At 64.9% G+C, this 17,715-nt stretch carries 15 protein-coding genes and 1 pseudogene; 12 read left to right on the top strand and 4 right to left on the bottom strand.

Going from position 1 to position 17,715, the window contains the following annotated elements; genetic code table 11:
• Positions 1-145 precede the first annotated feature (145 nt).
• Together FXB38_RS11755 and ugpB are read right to left on the bottom strand one after the other, a co-directional pair.
• Positions 146-929: pseudogene (locus FXB38_RS11755) on the bottom strand (aminoglycoside phosphotransferase family protein).
• Positions 930-1,081: 152 nt separating this feature from the next.
• Positions 1,082-2,395 carry a sn-glycerol-3-phosphate ABC transporter substrate-binding protein UgpB gene (gene ugpB / locus FXB38_RS11760; RefSeq protein ID WP_148751078.1) on the bottom strand — a complete coding sequence of 438 codons (1,314 nt, stop codon included), beginning with the start codon at positions 2,393-2,395 and terminating at the stop codon, positions 1,082-1,084.
• A 216-nt stretch (positions 2,396-2,611) separates the two neighbouring features.
• Between ugpB and FXB38_RS11765 the strand changes: the two genes are divergently transcribed.
• The 10 genes from FXB38_RS11765 (at position 2,612) to FXB38_RS11810 (ending at position 13,658) form a co-directional block, all read left to right on the top strand.
• Complete coding sequence (locus FXB38_RS11765) at positions 2,612-3,607, top strand: TRAP transporter substrate-binding protein (RefSeq protein WP_148751018.1); 996 nt, start codon at positions 2,612-2,614, stop codon at positions 3,605-3,607.
• A gap of 62 nt (positions 3,608-3,669) precedes the next feature.
• Complete coding sequence (locus FXB38_RS11770) at positions 3,670-5,691, top strand: sensor histidine kinase (RefSeq protein ID WP_187434821.1); 2,022 nt, start codon at positions 3,670-3,672, stop codon at positions 5,689-5,691.
• On the top strand, positions 5,661-7,406 hold the full coding sequence (locus FXB38_RS11775) for an ATP-binding response regulator (protein ID WP_148751019.1): 1,746 nt from the start codon (positions 5,661-5,663) through the stop codon (positions 7,404-7,406). Before FXB38_RS11770 ends, FXB38_RS11775 begins: the two co-directional genes overlap by 31 nt.
• A 39-nt stretch (positions 7,407-7,445) precedes the next feature.
• Positions 7,446-8,183: a response regulator gene (locus FXB38_RS11780; RefSeq protein WP_148751020.1), complete on the top strand. Its 738-nt coding sequence runs from the start codon at positions 7,446-7,448 to the stop codon at positions 8,181-8,183.
• Positions 8,184-8,496: 313 nt separating this feature from the next.
• A complete protein-coding gene (locus tag FXB38_RS11785; RefSeq protein ID WP_148751021.1) occupies positions 8,497-9,108 on the top strand; it encodes a sigma-70 family RNA polymerase sigma factor in 612 nt (203 codons plus the stop codon).
• A gap of 312 nt (positions 9,109-9,420) precedes the next feature.
• Positions 9,421-10,119, top strand: a complete 699-nt coding sequence (locus tag FXB38_RS11790; RefSeq protein WP_148751022.1) for a cytochrome c biogenesis CcdA family protein — start codon at positions 9,421-9,423, stop codon at positions 10,117-10,119.
• 31 nt (positions 10,120-10,150) lie between these two features.
• Positions 10,151-10,717 (top strand): thioredoxin family protein, encoded by a 567-nt coding sequence (locus FXB38_RS11795; RefSeq protein WP_148751023.1) that lies wholly within the window; start codon positions 10,151-10,153, stop codon positions 10,715-10,717.
• 83 nt (positions 10,718-10,800) lie between these two features.
• Positions 10,801-11,775, top strand: a complete 975-nt coding sequence (locus tag FXB38_RS11800) for a hypothetical protein (RefSeq protein WP_148751024.1) — start codon at positions 10,801-10,803, stop codon at positions 11,773-11,775.
• 197 nt (positions 11,776-11,972) lie between these two features.
• Complete coding sequence (locus FXB38_RS11805) at positions 11,973-12,566, top strand: L,D-transpeptidase (RefSeq protein WP_148751025.1); 594 nt, start codon at positions 11,973-11,975, stop codon at positions 12,564-12,566.
• A gap of 54 nt (positions 12,567-12,620) precedes the next feature.
• On the top strand, positions 12,621-13,658 hold the full coding sequence (locus FXB38_RS11810) for an amino acid ABC transporter substrate-binding protein (protein WP_148751080.1): 1,038 nt from the start codon (positions 12,621-12,623) through the stop codon (positions 13,656-13,658).
• Positions 13,659-13,850: 192 nt separating this feature from the next.
• On the opposite strand, the gene FXB38_RS11815 is transcribed toward FXB38_RS11810, so the two are convergent.
• Entirely contained in the window at positions 13,851-14,990 is a 1,140-nt protein-coding gene (locus FXB38_RS11815; protein ID WP_148751026.1) for an acyl-CoA dehydrogenase family protein, read from the bottom strand.
• Between the two features lie 144 nt (positions 14,991-15,134).
• The gene (locus FXB38_RS11820; protein WP_187434814.1) at positions 15,135-16,334 is read right to left on the bottom strand and encodes an acyl-CoA dehydrogenase family protein; all 1,200 of its coding nucleotides are present in this window, start codon (positions 16,332-16,334) and stop codon (positions 15,135-15,137) included.
• 136 nt (positions 16,335-16,470) lie between these two features.
• Here FXB38_RS11820 and FXB38_RS11825 point away from each other — a divergent pair, with 136 nt between their 5' ends.
• A complete protein-coding gene (locus tag FXB38_RS11825; RefSeq protein ID WP_148751028.1) occupies positions 16,471-17,016 on the top strand; it encodes a carboxymuconolactone decarboxylase family protein in 546 nt (181 codons plus the stop codon).
• Positions 17,017-17,126: 110 nt separating this feature from the next.
• Positions 17,127-17,621, top strand: coding sequence for a VOC family protein (locus FXB38_RS11830; protein ID WP_148751029.1), 495 nt, complete (start codon positions 17,127-17,129; stop codon positions 17,619-17,621).
• Positions 17,622-17,715 lie beyond the last annotated feature (94 nt).

Raw genomic sequence — 17,715 nt, forward strand, 5'->3', positions numbered from 1 at the left:
CAGAGCCCGCTTAATGAGCGTTGCCCGTCATTCCGGGGCGATGCGAAGCATCGAGCCCGGAATCCATCGGGCCACGGAACGCGAGGGAAGATGGATTCCGGGCTCGCCGCTATGCGGCGCCCCGGAATGACGGAGCGGGAGGCGCTCACCCCGCCCAGATCAACTCCTGCAGCGCGATCAGATCGTCCACCTTGTCCTGCCAGCCCGCGATGCAGATGTGGCTGTTGAGGTCGCTGGCGTGGTGCAGCAGCATCAGCGCCATCAGGCGGCGCTTCAGCGCGTAGTCCAGCTTCTCGTAGCCAAACCCTTCGAGCAGGCTGCGCACCCTCCCCGGCCGGCCCGCCGCCATGAAGGCGCTCGGGCCGAGCAGATCGTAATCGCGCCATCCAGCCTTCACGTCGCCGAAGTCGAACAGGCCGGCGAGCGACCAGTCGCCGTCGTGGCAGGCGAGCAGAAAATTTTCCGGAATGTATTCGCCGATCAGGATCACCGGCGGTGCGTCGACCGGAATCAGCGTTGCGGCGTCGTGCAGGAGATCATCGAGGCCAGCTAGGAATTTTGGCGCGAGGCCGAGATGCGTGTGCCTGTTACGGCAGCCCTGCATCTGCGTGCGCATGAACGCATCCCAGCGCGGCTCGATTTGCGCCAGCGGGCCGAGCGGCGCGCGCTGCACGGCGGCAATGGTCTCGCCGATCTGGCGCAGCACGCGCTCCTTCTGCGCTTCCGGCAACCGGCGGGAAGATTTTCAGGATCAGCTTCTCGCCAAGCCCGACCACGAGATTGGTGCCGGTCGAAAATATATGCGGCGAGCTGGTGTCGATGCCGTGGCCGCGCGCGATATCGAGCACGATCGGCAGCCATTGCGAGGAAGCGGAGCGAAAGGCGCGGAAGCTCACCGCATCAGCGAAGTGGGGTAGTGTCATCGACATCGCGCCTTTGTGCACTCGAGTTCGTCGTGCCCGGGCTTGTCCCGGGCATCCACGCTTTTCGTGCTGGGGGGCAGGCGTGGATGGCCGGGACAAGCCCGGGCACGACGACGTGGAGGGTCTCGCGCTCCAATCGGCAAGCTTCCATCCCGCCGCTACCTATCCGGGCTGGCGCGCTCGAACTGGCGCAGCAGCTTGTTGCCGCGCTCGACGGCGGCGTCCAGCGCGGCCTGCGCGCTCTTCTGGCCGGCGAAGGCGTGCTCAAGCTCCTCCTCGATCGTGCCGCGGATCAGGTTGAAGGAGCCGAGCCTTATGCCTTTCGAATTCTCGGTCGGCGGATGCAGCGTGATCTCCTCGAACGAGATCGCCGAGCCCGGATTGCGCTCGTAGAATCCTTGCGCGCGCGTCAGCTCGAAGGCGGCACGGGTGATCGGCAGGTAGCCGGTGTTCTGATGCCAGGCGGCCTGCACGCCGGGCTGCGACAGATAGGCGAAGAACCGCGCCACGCCCTTGTATTCGTCGCGCGGCCGGTCGCGCAGCACCCACAGCGTGGCGCCGCCGATGATGGAATTCTGCGGCGCGCCTTTCACGTCGGGCCAGTACGGCATCATGCCGTAGCCGATCTCGAACTTCGAATTCGCCTTGATGTCGGCGCGCGTCGCCGAGGAGCCGATGAAGATGCCGCATTCGCCGTTCTGGAAGCGCGGCTCGGCCGACTGGCCGCGGCCGCTATAGTCGAACAACTTTGTCTTCTGCCACTCGGCGAGCTGGGCGACGTGCTTGACCACGACCGGATTGTTGATGGTCAATTCCGCATCGAGACCGGCAAAACCGTTCGCGCGCGTGGCCAGCGGCAGATTGTGGAACGCCGAAAAATTCTCGACATGGATCCAGGACGGCCAGGACGTGGTGAAGCCGCAGACGGCGCCGCGATCGCGCAGCCGCTTTGCAGCGGCGCCGAGCTCGGGCCATGTCTTCGGCGGCGTCTCGGGATCGAGGCCGGCGTCGCGGAACATGGTCTTGTTGTAGTAGAGGATCGGTGTCGACGAGTTGAACGGGAACGACAGCAGATTGCCGGCGGCGTCGGTGTAATAACCGGAGACCGCCGGAAGATAGTCGTTGAGCGAGAACGGCTCGCCCATGTCGCGCATCATGCTGTACACCGGATAGATCGCGCCCTTGGCCGCGGTCATGGTTGCCGTTGCAACTTCGTTGACCTGGACGATCGCGGGCTGGCTGCGCGAGCGGAAGGCGAAGATCGCGGCCGTCACCGTCTCGGTGTAATTGCCCTTGTAAGCAGGCACGACGCGGTAGTCGGACTGCGAGGCGTTGAAATCGGAGGCGAGCTTTTCGAGCTGCTTGCCGAGCTCGCCCGACATGGCGTGCCACCACGCGATGTCGGTGGCGGCGCGCGCCTCGCAGCTCAAGGCGAGGGCCAAGGTGGCGGCGGCGACCTGCAAAAGGCGCATTGCTGAAGTCACGATGGCGCTTCCCGGATCAAGCGGCAAAAGGCGAGCGTACCCTGCTTAAGGCGCGGTACCTGCGGTTTCAACCAGGAATAAAGGCCGGTCGCGCCGCACAATCGCGCCGGGGGGAGCGGCGCGGGATGGCCTTCCCTCGACCATCTGCTAGATTGCATTGAACCTTTTGGTCCTGCCATAGACTCCATCTCCGAGGGGTTGAGTGTGCCAGTGCTGAACCGTGCCGAACTCTCGCGGGCCGGGGTGATCTTCGTCGCGCTTCTGCTCGCCATCTGCGCGACGGACGCTGCTGCGCGCGAATTCCGCGCCGCCGACACCCAGACCGAGGATTACCCGACCGTCCAGGCGCTGCGCTACATGGGCGCGCTGATCGCCGAGCGCACCGGCGGGCGGCACGAGATCAAGGTGTTTCACTCCCGCCAGCTCGGCGAGGAGAAGGAGACGATCGAGCAGACCCGCGCCGGCGCGATCGACCTCAACCGGACCAACGTGGCCCTGATCGGCAATTTCGTCCCGGCGATGAACGTGCTCGCCATGCCGTTCCTGTTCCGGTCCATCGAGCACATGCAGAAGGTGCTGGACGGGCCGATCGGCAATGAGATCTTGGGCAGCTTCGAGCCCTACGGCTTCGTCGGGCTAGCCTTCTACGATTCCGGGGCACGCTCGATCTACAATGCCGTCCGCCCGCTGAAGAGCATCGCCGATCTCAAGGGATTGCGGATCCGGGTGCAGCAGTCGGAGTTGATGAGCGAGATGATCCGCTCGCTCGGCGCCGAGCCGGTCGAATTGCCCTATGGGCAGGTGCTCACGGGGCTCGCAACCCATCTGATCGACGGCGCCGAAAACAACTGGCCATCCTTCGTGACGACAGACCATTACAAATATGCCGGCTACTATACCCTGACCGGGCACACGATGAGCCCGGAGGTGCTGGTGATCTCGCTCAAGGCCTGGCGCAGCCTGTCGGCCGACGACCAGACCATCTTCAGGGAGGCCGCGCAACGCTCCAGCCAGTTCATGCGCGAGAAGTGGCGCGACCTCGAGGAGCAGTCGCAGCGCAAGGCGGAGGCCGCCGGCATCATCGTGATCAAGGACATCGACCGCAAGCCGTTCGAGGACGCGATGGCGCCGATCTACGCCAAGGCCGCGCAGAATCCCGCCGCGGCCGCGCTGATCGAACGCATTCGCAAGGTGGAGTGACACGACTGGCCGCGCCCGGACATAGCGAGCTCGCAGAGCGGCCGTCCGGTCCGATCGGGCGGATGCGTGCGCGGCTCGTCGGCGCGCTGCGGGCGGTGCCGATCCGCTGGCGCATCCTATCGATCGCGGCGCTGAACTCCGCCGTCGTGATCGTGCTGGTGGCGATGATCTGGAACGGCGCGCAGGTGCTGGGCTCGGCCTGGGACGACGTCCGCCAGGTGCGCGAATCCGACCGGGTCCTGGCGCTGCTCGAAAGCGAGACCGGGCGCCTGCAGAACCTGATCCACCGCTACATCAACCAGCCGAGCCCGGACCTGTTCGCCGAGATCCTGCTGCTGCGCGAGGCCGTGCTCGGCACGCTGACCGACCGCGCCGCCAAGGATCCGATGCTGTCGGGCTCGGTCGAGGAGCTGGAGCGCACCACCGACCGCTTCCTCAACGGCTTTGGCGAGCTGCGCAGCGTGCAGGCGACCATCGCCAGGACCTACGAGGAGCAGGTGCAGGGCCCGGCCAAGGACATGGCGGGCCTCTACTCCATCATCGAGGGCGCCACCGGCCATCGCGACGCACTGATCTGGCCCTCGCTCGGCAAGTCGCGCGAGGCCTTCACGGCGATGCTGGTCGCGGCCAATTCGTACTATCTGTCGCTGTCGCCGGGTGCCGCCGACGATGCGCGCCGCAACACCGAGACGATCGAGAAGACCATTCCGGTCATGATCGATCTCGCCGACAACGATCTGCAGCGCATGGCGCTGCAGAAGCTCGGCGCCCGTACCACGGCGCTGCGCGAGGGTTTTGCAAAGCTGTCCGAGCAGCTCACGAGCCGCACCGAGCTGCTGCGCAACACGATCGACGCCAGCCAGGCCGAGGCGATCGGCGCCATCGACGACCTTTCGACAAAGATGCGCCGGCGCGAGCAGAAGGCGCAGGAGACGTTTGACCGCACGCTGGCGAACATCTCGCGGCGGGTGCTGTCGATCGCGGTGATCTTCCTCGGCATCATCCTTAGCGCCGGCGTCTTGATCGCGCTGTCGATCCGGTTGCCGCTGCAGCAGATCATGGCGTCGATGCGCGCGATCACACTCGGCGATCTCGGCCGCGAGGTGCAAGGCACGCGCGCGCGAGACGAGGTCGGCGCGATGGCGCGCGCGGTGGAGGTGTTCCGCGAGAATGCGATCGCCAAGCGCGAGACCGAGGACGAGCTGCGGGCATCGAAGGAAAAGGCGGAGAGCGCGCTGCTCGAGCTCAACGCCGCGCAGCAGAACCTGATCGACGCCGAGCGGCTCGCAGCGCTCGGCAGCCTCGTCGCCGGCGTCGCGCATGAGGTCAACAACCCCATCGGCATCAGCCTGACGGTGGCCTCGAGTTTTGCGAGGCGCAGCGAGATCTTCGAGGCCCAGCTCAGGGGCGACGGCGGCCTGCGCCGCTCGCAGCTGGAAGAATTCGTGCAGTCCTCGCGCGACGCCTCGCAGCAGCTGGTCGCCAACCTCACCCGCGCCGGCGAGCTGATCCAGTCGTTCAAGCAGGTCGCGGTCGACCGGTCCCATGCCGAGCGGCGTCAGTTCTCACTCAGCGAAGCCACCGACCAGATCATCGCGAGCCTTAGGCCCGTGCTGAAGCGCTCGCCGATCACGCTGCTGGTCGACGTGCCCGAGGGGCTGCTGCTCGACGGTTATCCCGGCTCCTATGGCCAGATCCTGACCAACCTGTTCCTCAACGCCGCCAACCACGCCTTCGCGGACGGGCGCGCTGGCACCATCACCATCTCGGCGCGGCCGCGCGCCACCGACGATATCGAGATCATCTTCGCCGATGACGGGGCCGGCATGACCCCCGACGTGCAGCGCCAAGCCTTTGACCCATTCTTTACCACCCGGCGCAATGAAGGTGGCACGGGACTCGGGCTTCATATCGTCTATAACCTCGTCACCCAGCAGCTGGGCGGGCGGATGATGCTGGAATCCAAGCTGGGACAAGGCACTACTTTTCGGATTATCATGCCGCGGATCGCCAAGGGCGGCGCGCAAGGCACAGAAAGTGACGGGACTTCGCAATGGCCGAACAGGACGATGTCCTCCACCTGATCGACGACACCGGCACCGCGTCGGAGGATATGGACGCCCGGAAATGGAAGATCGCCGTCATCGACGACGATCCGGCCGTGCATGACGGCACGCGTTTTGCTCTCTCGGACTACAGCTTGAACGGCCAGGGCCTCGAGATCCTCTCCGCCCATTCCGCGGCGGAAGGCCGCAAGCTGATGGCGGAGCACAACGACATCGCCGCGGTGCTGCTCGACGTCATCATGGAGACCGACGTCGCCGGCCTCGAGCTGGTCGAATATATCCGCAGCGAGCTCAAGAACGAGACCGTGCGCATCATCCTGCGCACCGGACAGCCCGGCCAGGCGCCGGAGCGGCGCGTGATCGTGCAGTACGACATCAACGACTACAAGGCCAAGACCGAGCTCACCGCCGACAAGCTGTTCACCTCGCTGACCGCGGCGCTGCGCTCCTACCAGCAGCTCGAGCGCATGGTGCAGACCAGGCGCGGGCTCGAGATCATCATCGATGCCGCCTCGACGCTGTACGACTTCAAGTCGATGCAGCGGCTCGCCGAGGGCGTGCTGACCCAGCTCGCCTCGTTGCTCAATGTCGACTGCGCCGGTATACTGGTCTTGCGCGACAATGGCGGCGTCGATCCCGAGCTCTCGGTGCTCGCCGGCAGCGGCTGCTACAGCCGCTTCATCGGCACCACGACGTCGAAGGCGCTCGACCCTGATTTGCGTGAGATGGTCGAGGCTGCGTTCCAGCGCCGCAAGAACGAATTCGCCGACCACCGCAGCGTGATTTATCTACGCACCGGATCTGGCCGCGAGGTCGTGGTGCTGCTGCAGGCCGAGCGTGACCTGTCCGAGACCGACCGCTCGCTGGTCGAGATCTTCTCCAGTCGGCTCTCGATCGCGTTCGACAACGTCATCCTCTATCAGCAGCTCCAGGACGCCAATACGCAGCTGGAAGACCGCGTCGCCCAGCGCACCCGCGCGCTGATGCAGGCCAACCGCCGGCTCTCGGCGCAATGGCTGCGGCTGCAACGCGCCAACGGCTTCAAGAACGAGATTCTGGGCACCGTCGCGCACGATCTGAAGAACCCGCTCGGCGTCATCCTCGGCCGCACCGAGATGCTGAAGGAGCTGATCTCGACCGGCGCGTCCGCGAGCGGCGTGGGCGCCCAGGTCGACCACATCCGCGATGCGACCAAGCGGCTGACCTCAATGGTCGATCACCTGATCTCGGATGCGATGGCGGATGCCTTCGACATCACCATCCGCCGCGAGCCGGTCGACGTCGCGGCACTGGTGAAGGAGGTCGCCGAGGCCAACCAGCCGCTCGCCGTCAACAAGCAGCAGGCCATCCACGTCACCGCGCCGGTCAACATCGTCACCATGTGCGACACCGACCGCATCCGCGAGGCGATCGACAATCTCATCAGCAACGCCATCAAATATTCGCCGATCGCCGGCAAGATCGCCGTCGCAGTCACCCATGAGGCCAACGACACCATCATCCGCGTCAGCGACGAGGGCGCCGGCCTGTCGCCGGAGGATCTCGGCCGCCTGTTCGGCCGGTTCCAGCGGCTATCGGCAAAACCGACCGCAGGTGAGAGCTCGACGGGGCTTGGGTTGTCCATCGTCAAGCGTATTATCGACATGCATGGCGGCGAGGTCACCGCCAACAGCGACGGCCCGGGCAAGGGCTCGACCTTCACCATCACCCTGCCTGCGACCGAGACACCGTGATTTGAGTACCGAGATTCTGAATACCGGGATCTGAGTGACATGACACAAAGCCAGCACATCATGATCGTCGACGACGAGGCCCCGGCCCGGGAGATGGTCGGCGATTACCTCAAGATGCACGGCTTCACCGTGACGCTGTGCGACGGCGGCAAGAGCTTGCGCACCGCGATCGACGGCAGCATGCCCGACCTCGTCGTGCTCGACCTCAACATGCCCGAGGAAGACGGCCTCTCGATCATCCGCGACCTCAAGAGCCGCATCAACGTGCCGGTCATCATGTTGACCGCAACCGCGAGCCCGATCGACCGCGTCGTCGGCCTCGAGCTCGGCGCCGACGATTACGTCGCAAAACCCTGCGAGCTGCGCGAGCTGATGGCACGCATCCGCTCGGTGCTGCGGCGGAGCACGCCGGCGAAAGCCGCTAGCGCCGGCGCGGCGCCCGCGAAATCGGACAAGGATCAATTGGTGCGCTTCGGCACCAAATGGCTCGACCTCGAAGCCCAGGCCCTGCGCGACGACGAAGGCAACGAGCATCCGCTGACCGCGTCCGAGTTCGGGCTGCTCAAGGTGTTCGCGGCCAACCCGAAGCGCGTGCTGTCGCGCGAGCGACTGCTGGAATTGGCCAATGCGCGCGACGCCGAAGCTTTCGACCGCGCCGTCGATCTCCGCATCATGCGCATCCGCCGCAAGATCGAGCCCGACCCGACAAAACCCGCCGTGATCCGCACCATCCGCGGCGGCGGCTATCTGTTCTCGCCCGCCGGCGAGAAGGCGTAGACACCACGCACCATCCACGGCGTCGTCCAGGATCTACATTTGTCCGGGACGACAGCGGTAGGTGTGGCGCCCGCAAACGCGAAGCTTCGAAACTCGTTCCTCCCGGTCCAATTCCGCGGTACCGTATTTTCCACACATTGAAATTCCACGCTTTTTTGCCCTGAATGTTTCGTCGCGATTGAACCGACGAAACAATTTGGCGGCGCACGAAACCATTTTCCGCTTTTCGTGCAGACGTCCCGAAACGTTGGCTCATTAACACTTTGGTCCAAGGAAACGCCGCTCGGTTGCGGCGCACCGGGGAGCCAAGTCAATGCCGAACGTCATCGCCATCAACGCCCAAGCCAGCCAGAGCATCATTGCCGCTCAGGCGACCTCGGACGACATGCTCCTCGAGAGCATTGCCGACGGCAACCGGACGTCCATGCACATCCTTTATTGCCGTCATAACGTGCGGGTTTACCGCTTCATCCTGCGCATCGTGCGCGACGCGACCACGGCGGAAGACCTGGTCAGCCAGGTGTTCCTGGACGTGTGGCGCACCGCCGGACAATTCCAGGGCCGCTCGCAGGTCTCGACCTGGCTGCTCTCGATCGCCCGCTTCAAGGCGCTGACCGCACTGCGCCAGCGCCGCTTCGAGGACATCGATCAGGAAGATGTGCGCCAGATCCCTGACAATTGCGACACGCCCGAGACCTCGCTCGACCGCAGCGACACCAGCGCCATCCTGCGCGCCTGCGTGCAAAAGCTGTCACCCGCGCATCGCGAGATCATCACCCTCGTCTACTACCATGAGAAGTCGGTGGAGGAGGTCGGGCAGATCATCGGCATCCCGCAGAGCACGGTGAAGACCCGGATGTTCTACGCCCGCAAGCAGCTCGCCGATCTGCTTAAGACTTGCGGCGTCGACCGTTTCGCCGCCTGAGGTCAAGGATTTCAATGGGATAGGACCGGATTTCCGGCCCCGTCCCGGGACACGGAAGCGTTACCGCCGACGAAACAAATGAAACAAACCACAACATCAGGCGGAAAAACTTCGTCCCTATAAAGATCGCATACGGTTTCGTTAAACCTCCCAAGACCTCCAACGACCCGGACGGGATGCCCCCCTCCGGGTCGTTTTGTATTTGGGCTGTCGCCGCGGGTCCCGCCTCTCCCCGTCACGAGCGCGTGACACCACGTAACGATCCCCACCTCCATCCCGAACTGCCCTCGTGACCTCCATCACGAGTGCCCCATGCTCGAGCTCCTCTTCGCCATCCTCGCCGGCATCCTCACCATTGCGGCCCCCTGCACGCTGCCGATGTTGCCGATCCTGCTCGGCGCCTCGATCGGGCGCTCCTCGCATCTGCGCCCCGCAATGATCGCGCTCGGCTTCGTCGTCTCCTTCTCCGCGGTCGCGCTGCTGCTCGGCGCGCTGACGCAGGCATTCGATTTCGATCCGAATGTGCTGCGCGAGGGGGCTTCGGTCCTGCTGCTCGGCTTCGGCCTGCTGATGCTGTGGCCGGCGCCGTTCGAATGGCTGTCGATCCGGCTCAATGGCTGGCTCGATCTCGGCGCTGGCGGCGACGCGCAGCGCGAGGGCGCGCTCGGCGGCCTCGTGCTCGGGACAACGCTGGGCCTGGTCTGGACGCCCTGCGCCGGCCCCGTGCTCGGCTCGATCCTGACGCTGGTCGCGACCTCGAGGAATCTGGCCTGGGCCGGCACGCTGCTCATTGCCTACGCGATTGGCGCCGCGATCCCGATGCTGGCGATCGCCTACGGCGGACAGGCCGCGACCACGCGCGTGCGCAGCCTCGCGCGCATCTCGCCGCGGCTGCAGCAGGGCTTTGGCGTGGTCGTGATCGCCTTCGCGCTCGCCGCCTACTTCCAATACGACACGCTGATCGTGGCGTGGCTCACCGGCTTCTACCCCACCGGCCAGATCGGCCTGTGATCATCTCTCATCTTCACCGGAGGACGCTTCCATGACTTTCAAATTGCTCGCCGTCTCGGCCGCGCTGATCGGCTTCGCCGTCACCGGCGCCGTCATTCCCGGCATCTGCGGCGAGGCCACGCCCGCGGCGCCGGTCAAGGTCGCGGCCGCCAGCCAGGCGGCGACCGCGCCCGACTTCGCCGGCATCAGCAACTGGTTCAACTCGAAGCCGCTCAGCATCGCCGATCTGCGCGGCAAGGTCGTGCTGGTCGACTTCTGGACGTATGGCTGCGTCAACTGCGTCAACACCCTGCCGCACGTCACCGACCTCTACGCCAAGTACAAAGACAAGGGCCTGGTCGTGGTCGGCGTGCACACACCCGAATTCCCGTTCGAGCGTTCGGCGTCCAACGTCCAGGCCGCGCTGAAGCGCCACGGCATCAATTATCCGGTGGCGCAGGACAATGATTCCAGGACCTGGAACGCCTACCGCAACCAATACTGGCCGGCGCAATATATCATCGACCAGAGCGGCAAGATCGTGTTCCAGCACGAAGGCGAAGGCCGCTATGACGAGATCGACCGCACCGTGGCAAAATTGCTGAATGCCAGCAGCTGACGCCGCCCGCGGCAGCGTTGCGTTGCCGCTTGACTCCACGGACTCGTCCGTGGAGTTTCGCGGCCCCGACATCAGCCGCCGCAATGGACGACGCGACCACCAGCAACGATATCCGCCTTCGCGAAGGCGCCTCGATCGCGCAGCGGCTGGTCGTGGCCGGCTCTGCGGCGGCCGTTGCGCTGTGTTTCACGCCAGGGCTGTTCACGCACGACATCCTCGAAGTGATCATCTCCGTGGTCGCGCTGCTGGCGGGCGCCGCGTTTGTCAGCGTCATCATGCTGGCGCCGGCAGTGGTGTGGATCATCACGCCGGATGAGATCCTGATCGGACGGCAGCGACCGTTCGGGAAGCTCCAGACCAGGATCGTCACGAAAGACGACATCCTCGGATTACAGGTTCCCGGCAGCAAAACCGCAAAAGCCCGCTTCCAGCTGGCCTTCACGCTGGTCTCGGGCGAGCGCCTGACGTCCCCGCCCCTCTCCGACGTCACGCATGTGCGTGACACCGTGGCCCGGATCGCCGCGCAATTCGACGTTCCCGACGTCGAAGCCCCCGTCAATCCGCTCGATGCCAGCAATCCCGAGATGCGTCTTGGCGACCCCGTCGAGCCGTTTTCGCAGAGAGACATCCGGATCGCGGCCCTGATCGTCGTCGCGCTGAGTGGCGCACCCTATGCCTACCGGCTCTGGCGCGGCTTGCCGCCCAATCTGATCGACATCATGCCGCTGCCGCTTGGCGTGATCGCAGCGTTCGCGGTCTACAGGTTCGCCAATCTCGTGACCGGCGCCTTCTGGATCATTCGTGCGGGCGATATCCGCGTCGAGCGCCTCTGGGGCAATGGCGAGATGCGCGCCGACCATATCGAAGGGCAGGACGTGAAAGCGATCACGATCGAGCGCCGCGGCCGGTCCGAGGATGAGCACTGCATCGTGGCGATCCGATTGCAGTCCGGACGACGGTTTCGCAGCCCCCGCATCGGCTCGCGCAACGAGGCCCGCGCCGTGGGCGCCGAAATCGTCCGGCGGCTCGGGATTGGGCCAGCGGCCAGTCAGATCTAGGACGCCTCAACCGACAGGCGAAACCGTGGCCACGGCTTTTCGCGCCATCCCCCGTTCATGGCATTGCCGGGCCTCGTCAAAAAACCAAAGCATTCTCGTGACATACCAGCTGGGCGCGCCTTGAACTTGCCACGAAGCTGCCCCTGAGTTCAGATGGTTCGTGACGATTTGCGCTGTGGCAGCGGGGAGAGCTTGAAATGTCGGATTTTCGTCGCCTGACCGGGGCGCTTGTGGCTGCGATCAGCCTGATCCTGTCGGCGCAGCACGCCTTCGCCCAGCAGCCCGACCGCGGCGACGAGCCCGGTTTGGTCGCCGACGACAGCTACGAGCTCGATCCGGAATGGCAGAAGCAAGTCGTGTACTACCGCACGACCGAAGCGCCGGGCACCATCATCATCTCGACCACGGAGCGCCACCTCTATCTGGTGCAGCCCGGCGGGCGCGCGATCCGCTATGGCATCGGCGTCGGCCGCGACGGCTTTCAGTGGCAGGGGCTGGTGAACATCACCAACAAGAAGGAGTGGCCGGACTGGACGCCGCCGTCGGAGATGATCCAGCGCCAGCCCTATCTGCCGCGCTTCATGGCCGGCGGCCCCGGCAATCCGCTCGGCGCCCGCGCCATGTATCTGGGCACCACCGTCTACCGCATCCACGGCACCAACCGTCCCGATACGATCGGCACCAAGGTATCCTCGGGCTGCTTCCGTCTCGTCAACAATGACGTCGCCGACCTCTACGATCGCGTCCCTGTTGGCACCAAGGTGGTCATCCGGCAGAAGCCTGAGCTCTAAATATCCCGCCTCGTCCAGAATTCCTTTTCCCGATTAATTCGAGAGAGCAACATGATGCGCACATTTCGAGGCGGCCTGCTGATCGGGCTTGCGGTTGCCGTGCTGGTCGCCGCCTTGGCCATCACCTACGAATTCTACGACACCCGCACGCTGAAGCGCACCGTGCGCCGCGGCGAGGTGCTGTGCGGCGTCAACAAGGGCCTGCCGGGCTTCTCGATCCCCGACGACAAGGGCAACTGGACTGGTTTTGACGTCGATTTCTGCCGCGCAGTGGCGGCCGCGGTCTTCGACGATCCGGGCAAGGCCAGGTTCGTGCCGCTCGATGCCAGCGAGCGCTTCAAGGAATTGCAGAGCCGGAAAGTCGACATCCTCTCGCGCAACTCGACCTGGAGCATGTCGCGTGAGCTCGACTACGATCTCTACTTCCCGGCCGTGGCCTATTATGACGGCGAAGGCTTCATGGTGCCGCGCTCGCGCGGCAAGGAGACGTCGCTGGACCTCGCCGACAGCAAGGTCTGCGTGCAATCAGGCACCACCACGCTGCTCAACCTCGCCGACTATTTCCGTGCCAACAACATGAAATACGAGCTGGTGAAGTTCGACAAGCTGGAAGACGTGGTGAAAGCCTACGACACCGGCAAGTGCGACACGCTGACCGCCGACGTCTCGCAGCTCTACGCGCTGCGGCTGAACATGGCCAAGCCCGGCGATCACATGATCCTGCCCGACATGATCTCCAAGGAGCCGCTCGCCCCCGTCGTGCGCCAGCGCGACGACGACTGGATGATGATCGTGAAGTGGACCCTCTACGCGATGATCAACGCGGAAGAGCTCGGCGTCACCTCGGAGAACATCGACGATGCCTTGAAGTCGAAGAAGCCGGAAGTGATGCGGCTGGTCGGCACCGAGGGCAATTACGGCGAGCAGCTCGGCCTCACCAAGGACTGGGCCGTGCGCATCATCCGCCGCGTCGGCAATTACGGCGAGATGTATGAGCGCAACATCGGCGAGAAGTCGCAGCTGAAGATCCCGCGCGGCATGAACCAGCTGTGGAACGCGGGTGGCGTGCAGTACGCGCCGCCGATGCGGTAAGAACGGCTCTCTCCGCCGTCATTGCGAGCGTAGCGAAGCAATCCAGAGTCGTTCCGCGGTGACAGACTGGATTGCTTCGTCGCAAGTGCTCCTCGCAATGACGAGCTTGGGGCGAGAGCTTTCACTCTCTCGGGGCCGTCTCACCGCGCGGACAGAACCCGGATTTCGCTACGCTGCATCCGGGCTACGAGCTTAATACCCCCGCGCCCGCGCCAGCTGCTCGGTGTGGTAATTCGCATCGCCGAACAGTTCCTCGCACACCCGTGCGCGCTTCATGAAGAAGCCGATGTCGAACTGGTCGGTCATGCCCATGCCGCCATGCATCTGCACGCCTTCCTGCACCGCGCGGGTGGCGGTGGTGCCGGCGCGGGCTTTTGCCACGGCGACGGCCGAGGCGGCCTTGGCGACGTCCGCGTCCAGCGCCTGAAGCGCCTTCATCGTGGCGGCGCGCGTGATCTCGATGTCGACATAGAGCTCGGCGGCGCGGTGCTGCAGCGCCTGGAATTCGCCGATCAGCCTGCCGAACTGCTTTCTGTTCTTGAGATACTCGACGGTGCGGTTGAAGACCTCCTCGCTGAGGCCCACCATTTCGGCGGCGACCGCGCCGCGGCCGATATCGAGCACGCCATCGAGCAGGGCAGCGCCCTGATCGACCTCGCCGAGCACGCCGTCGGCGTTGACCTCGACATTGGCGAGTTCAATCCGCGCCGCATTATGCGCGTCGACCATGATGGTGCGCTCGATCGCGACGCCCCTGGCCTTGGGGTTGACCAGGAACAGCGTCAGGCCGTCGCGCTCGCCGGCGGAGCCTGCGGTGCGCGCGGCGACGATGAAGAGATCGGCGACGTGGCCGTCAACGACCAGCGCCTTGGCGCCAGAGAGCTTGAAGCCGTTGCCGGCGCGCACGGCCTGCAAGTTGGTCTGCAGCGGGCGATGCTTTGCGCCCTCGTCGATCGCGAGCGTCGCCAGCAGCGAGCCGTTGGAAATCTTCGGCAGGAACTCCGACTTCTGCGCGGCATTGCCGCCGCGGTTCAGCGCCGAGGCCGCGACTACGCTGGTGGCGAGGAAGGGCGACGGCATCAAGGTGCGGCCGATCTCTTCCATGACGATTCCGGCTTCCATGAAGCCGAGGCCACTGCCGCCGAATTCTTCCGGCACCAGCAAGCCGGCAAAACCCATCTCGGCGAAGGAGTGCCACAGCTCCCTGGAGAAGCCGGTGGGGTCCTTGGAATCGCGCAGAGATCGCAGGTGCGACACCGGCGCCTTGTCGCTGATCAGCCCGCGCGCGCTATCGCGGAGCATTGATTGTTCTTCGGTGAGGACGAGGGCCATGTGCGTGTTTCCGATTCGAAATCTATTTGCCGCTGTCATTCCGGGATGGCCCGGAGGGCCAGACCCGGAATCCATTGGGCGACGGAGTTGGTGGATGAATGGATTCCGGGTTCGCGCGTTGCGCGCCCCGGAATGACAGAAGCCTCACGCCCCCGGCAGATCCAGGATGCGCTTGGCGACGATGCCGAGCATCACCTCCGTCGTGCCGCCTTCGATCGAGTTGGCCTTGGTGCGCAGCCAGGCGCGCGGACGGGCGCCTTGCCGCGAGCGCTCGCTCTCCCATTCCAGCGCGTCGACGCCGCCGGCCGACATCAGGATCTCGTAGCGGCGCTTGTTGAGCTCGGTGCCGTAATATTTCATCGCCGAGGAGAACGCCGGATGCGCCTGACCGGCCTTGGCGAGATCGACGGCACGTTCGGCACAGGCCGCAAGGGCTGCTTCATCGACGTCGAAGCTGGCGATCTTGCCGCGCAGCATCGCATCGTCGAGCTTGCCTTGCGCATCTGACCCGACGGAGTCCGCCGCGATCTGCCCGAGCGGCCGGCCGACGCCGCGCTCGCCCATGCCCGAGATCATCGCGCGCTCGTGCTGGAGCAGATATTTTGCGACGTCCCAGCCGCGGTTGACGGTGCCGACCACGTGCGACTTCGGCACGCGGACGCCGTCGAAGAAAGTCTCGCAGAACGGCGAATAGCCGGAGATCAAGAGAATCGGCTTGGTGGTGACGCCCTTCGACGTCATGTCGAACAGGATGAAGCTGATGCCGTCGTGCTTCTTTGCAGCCGAGTCAGTGCGCACCAGGCAGAAGATCCAGTCGGCGTAGTTGGCGTAGGAGGTCCAGATCTTCGACCCCGTGATGACGAAATCGTCGCCGTCGCTCTCGGCGCGGGTCTGGAGCGAGGCGAGATCGGAGCCCGCGTTCGGCTCGGAATAGCCCTGGCACCAGCGGATCAGGCCCGCCGCGATCTTGGGCAGATGCTCCTTCTTCTGCGCGTCGTTGCCGTACTTCAGCAGCGCCGGCCCGAGCATCCAGATGCCAAAACTCGACAGCGGCGGACGGGCGCCGATTCTTCCCATCTCCGTGCGCAGCACCTTGTGCTCGGCGGCACTGAGGCCACCGCCGCCATACTCCTTCGGCCAGTCAGGCACGGTCCAGCCCTTGTCGCGCATGCGCTCGAACCAGATGCGTTGCGGCTCGGACGAGAATTTTGCGTTGCGTCCGCCCCAAAACACGTCGGTGTCCGACGTCGCGGGCTTGCGCATCTCCGGCGGGCAGCTGGCTTCGAGCCAGGCGCGCGTCTCGTTGCGGAATTGTTCGAGATCAGCCGTCTCTGTTTCGCTCATGGTCGTTTCCATCAATCACTATCGGCTTGTTGGGCGCGACTCTGGGCCATCGCACTGCGGAATTCAACCACTTCCGCGGCCCGTCCTCCGCTATAGTCGCGCCACGGCGGTGCTTGAAAACAAAGAGGAAACGCGAATGCGCCTGAAACTTCTTTCGCCTGGCGAAATGAACGAGAGCCAGCGGCAGACCTATGACGAGTCGATTGCCGGCAAGCGCGGCAAGCCGCCTGCGCCGATGATGGCCTGGCTCAACAGCCCGGACATGGCCCGTCACGCCACGCGGCTCGGCGAGGTCCTGCGCTACGACACGATCTTCCCGGCGAAGCTCTCGGAGATCGCGATCCTGGTGACGGCACGGCACTGGACCGCGCATTACGAATGGTATGCGCATAAGGGCCTCGCGCTTGCCGGTGGTATGGATCCTGAAATCATCGACGCGATCCGCGATCGACGCACGCCCGAGTTCGACGATCCCAAGGCCAGGATGATCTACGATCTCGCGAAGTCGCTGCATGAGGGCCACGGCGTCGAGAAGGGCCTCTACGATAAGGCGGTGCAGCTGCTCGGCGAACGCGGCGTGGTCGAGGTGATCGGGCTGTGCGGCTATTACACGATGGTGTCGATGACGCTGAACACGTTTGAGTTCGGGCTGCCCGAGGGCGAGGTGTTGGAGCTGTCATAGCTTCGTATCCGGACGCGCAATTGCGCATCCGGAAACACTGGGTTTCGGGATATGGCCGTAGCGCTGTCCCGAAGCTCGGCTTATGTGGAGTTCATCAACGGAGCACCACCATGTCGGAAAACCAAGCCGTCGCCGCCGGCACCAGGATTGGCCACGTCCATCTCAAGGTCGCCGATCTCGATCGCGCGCTCGGCTTCTATTGCGGCGTGCTCGGCTTCGAGCTGATGCAGCGCATGGGCACCAGTGCGGCTTTCATCTCGGCCGGCGGTTATCACCACCACATCGGGCTCAACACCTGGGAGAGCAAGGGCGGCTCACCACCGCCGCGGGGCACGACCGGGCTGTTTCACACCGCGATCCTCTATCCGACGCGGCCGGCGCTGGCGGACGCGCTGCACCGCGTGCTCTCGGCCGGCATTGCGCTGGACGGCGCCAGCGACCACGGCGTGTCCGAGGCGCTGTATCTGCGCGATCCCGACGAGAATGGCGTGGAGCTGTATTGGGACAAGCCGCGGGAGCAATGGCCGTTCGGGCCGGATGGCAAGCTCGCGATGTTCACGAAGCGGCTGGATGTCGAGGGCTTGCTGAAGCAGCGGGAGGGGTGATCTCCGCTCTCACCCCGTCATTGCGAGCGGAGCGAAGCAATCCAGAATCTTTCCGCGGATGCAGTCTGGATTGCTTCGTCGCGAGGGCTCCTCG

The sequence above is a fragment of the Bradyrhizobium cytisi genome (assembly GCF_008123515.1).
GTDB classification, from domain to species: domain Bacteria; phylum Pseudomonadota; class Alphaproteobacteria; order Rhizobiales; family Xanthobacteraceae; genus Bradyrhizobium; species Bradyrhizobium cytisi.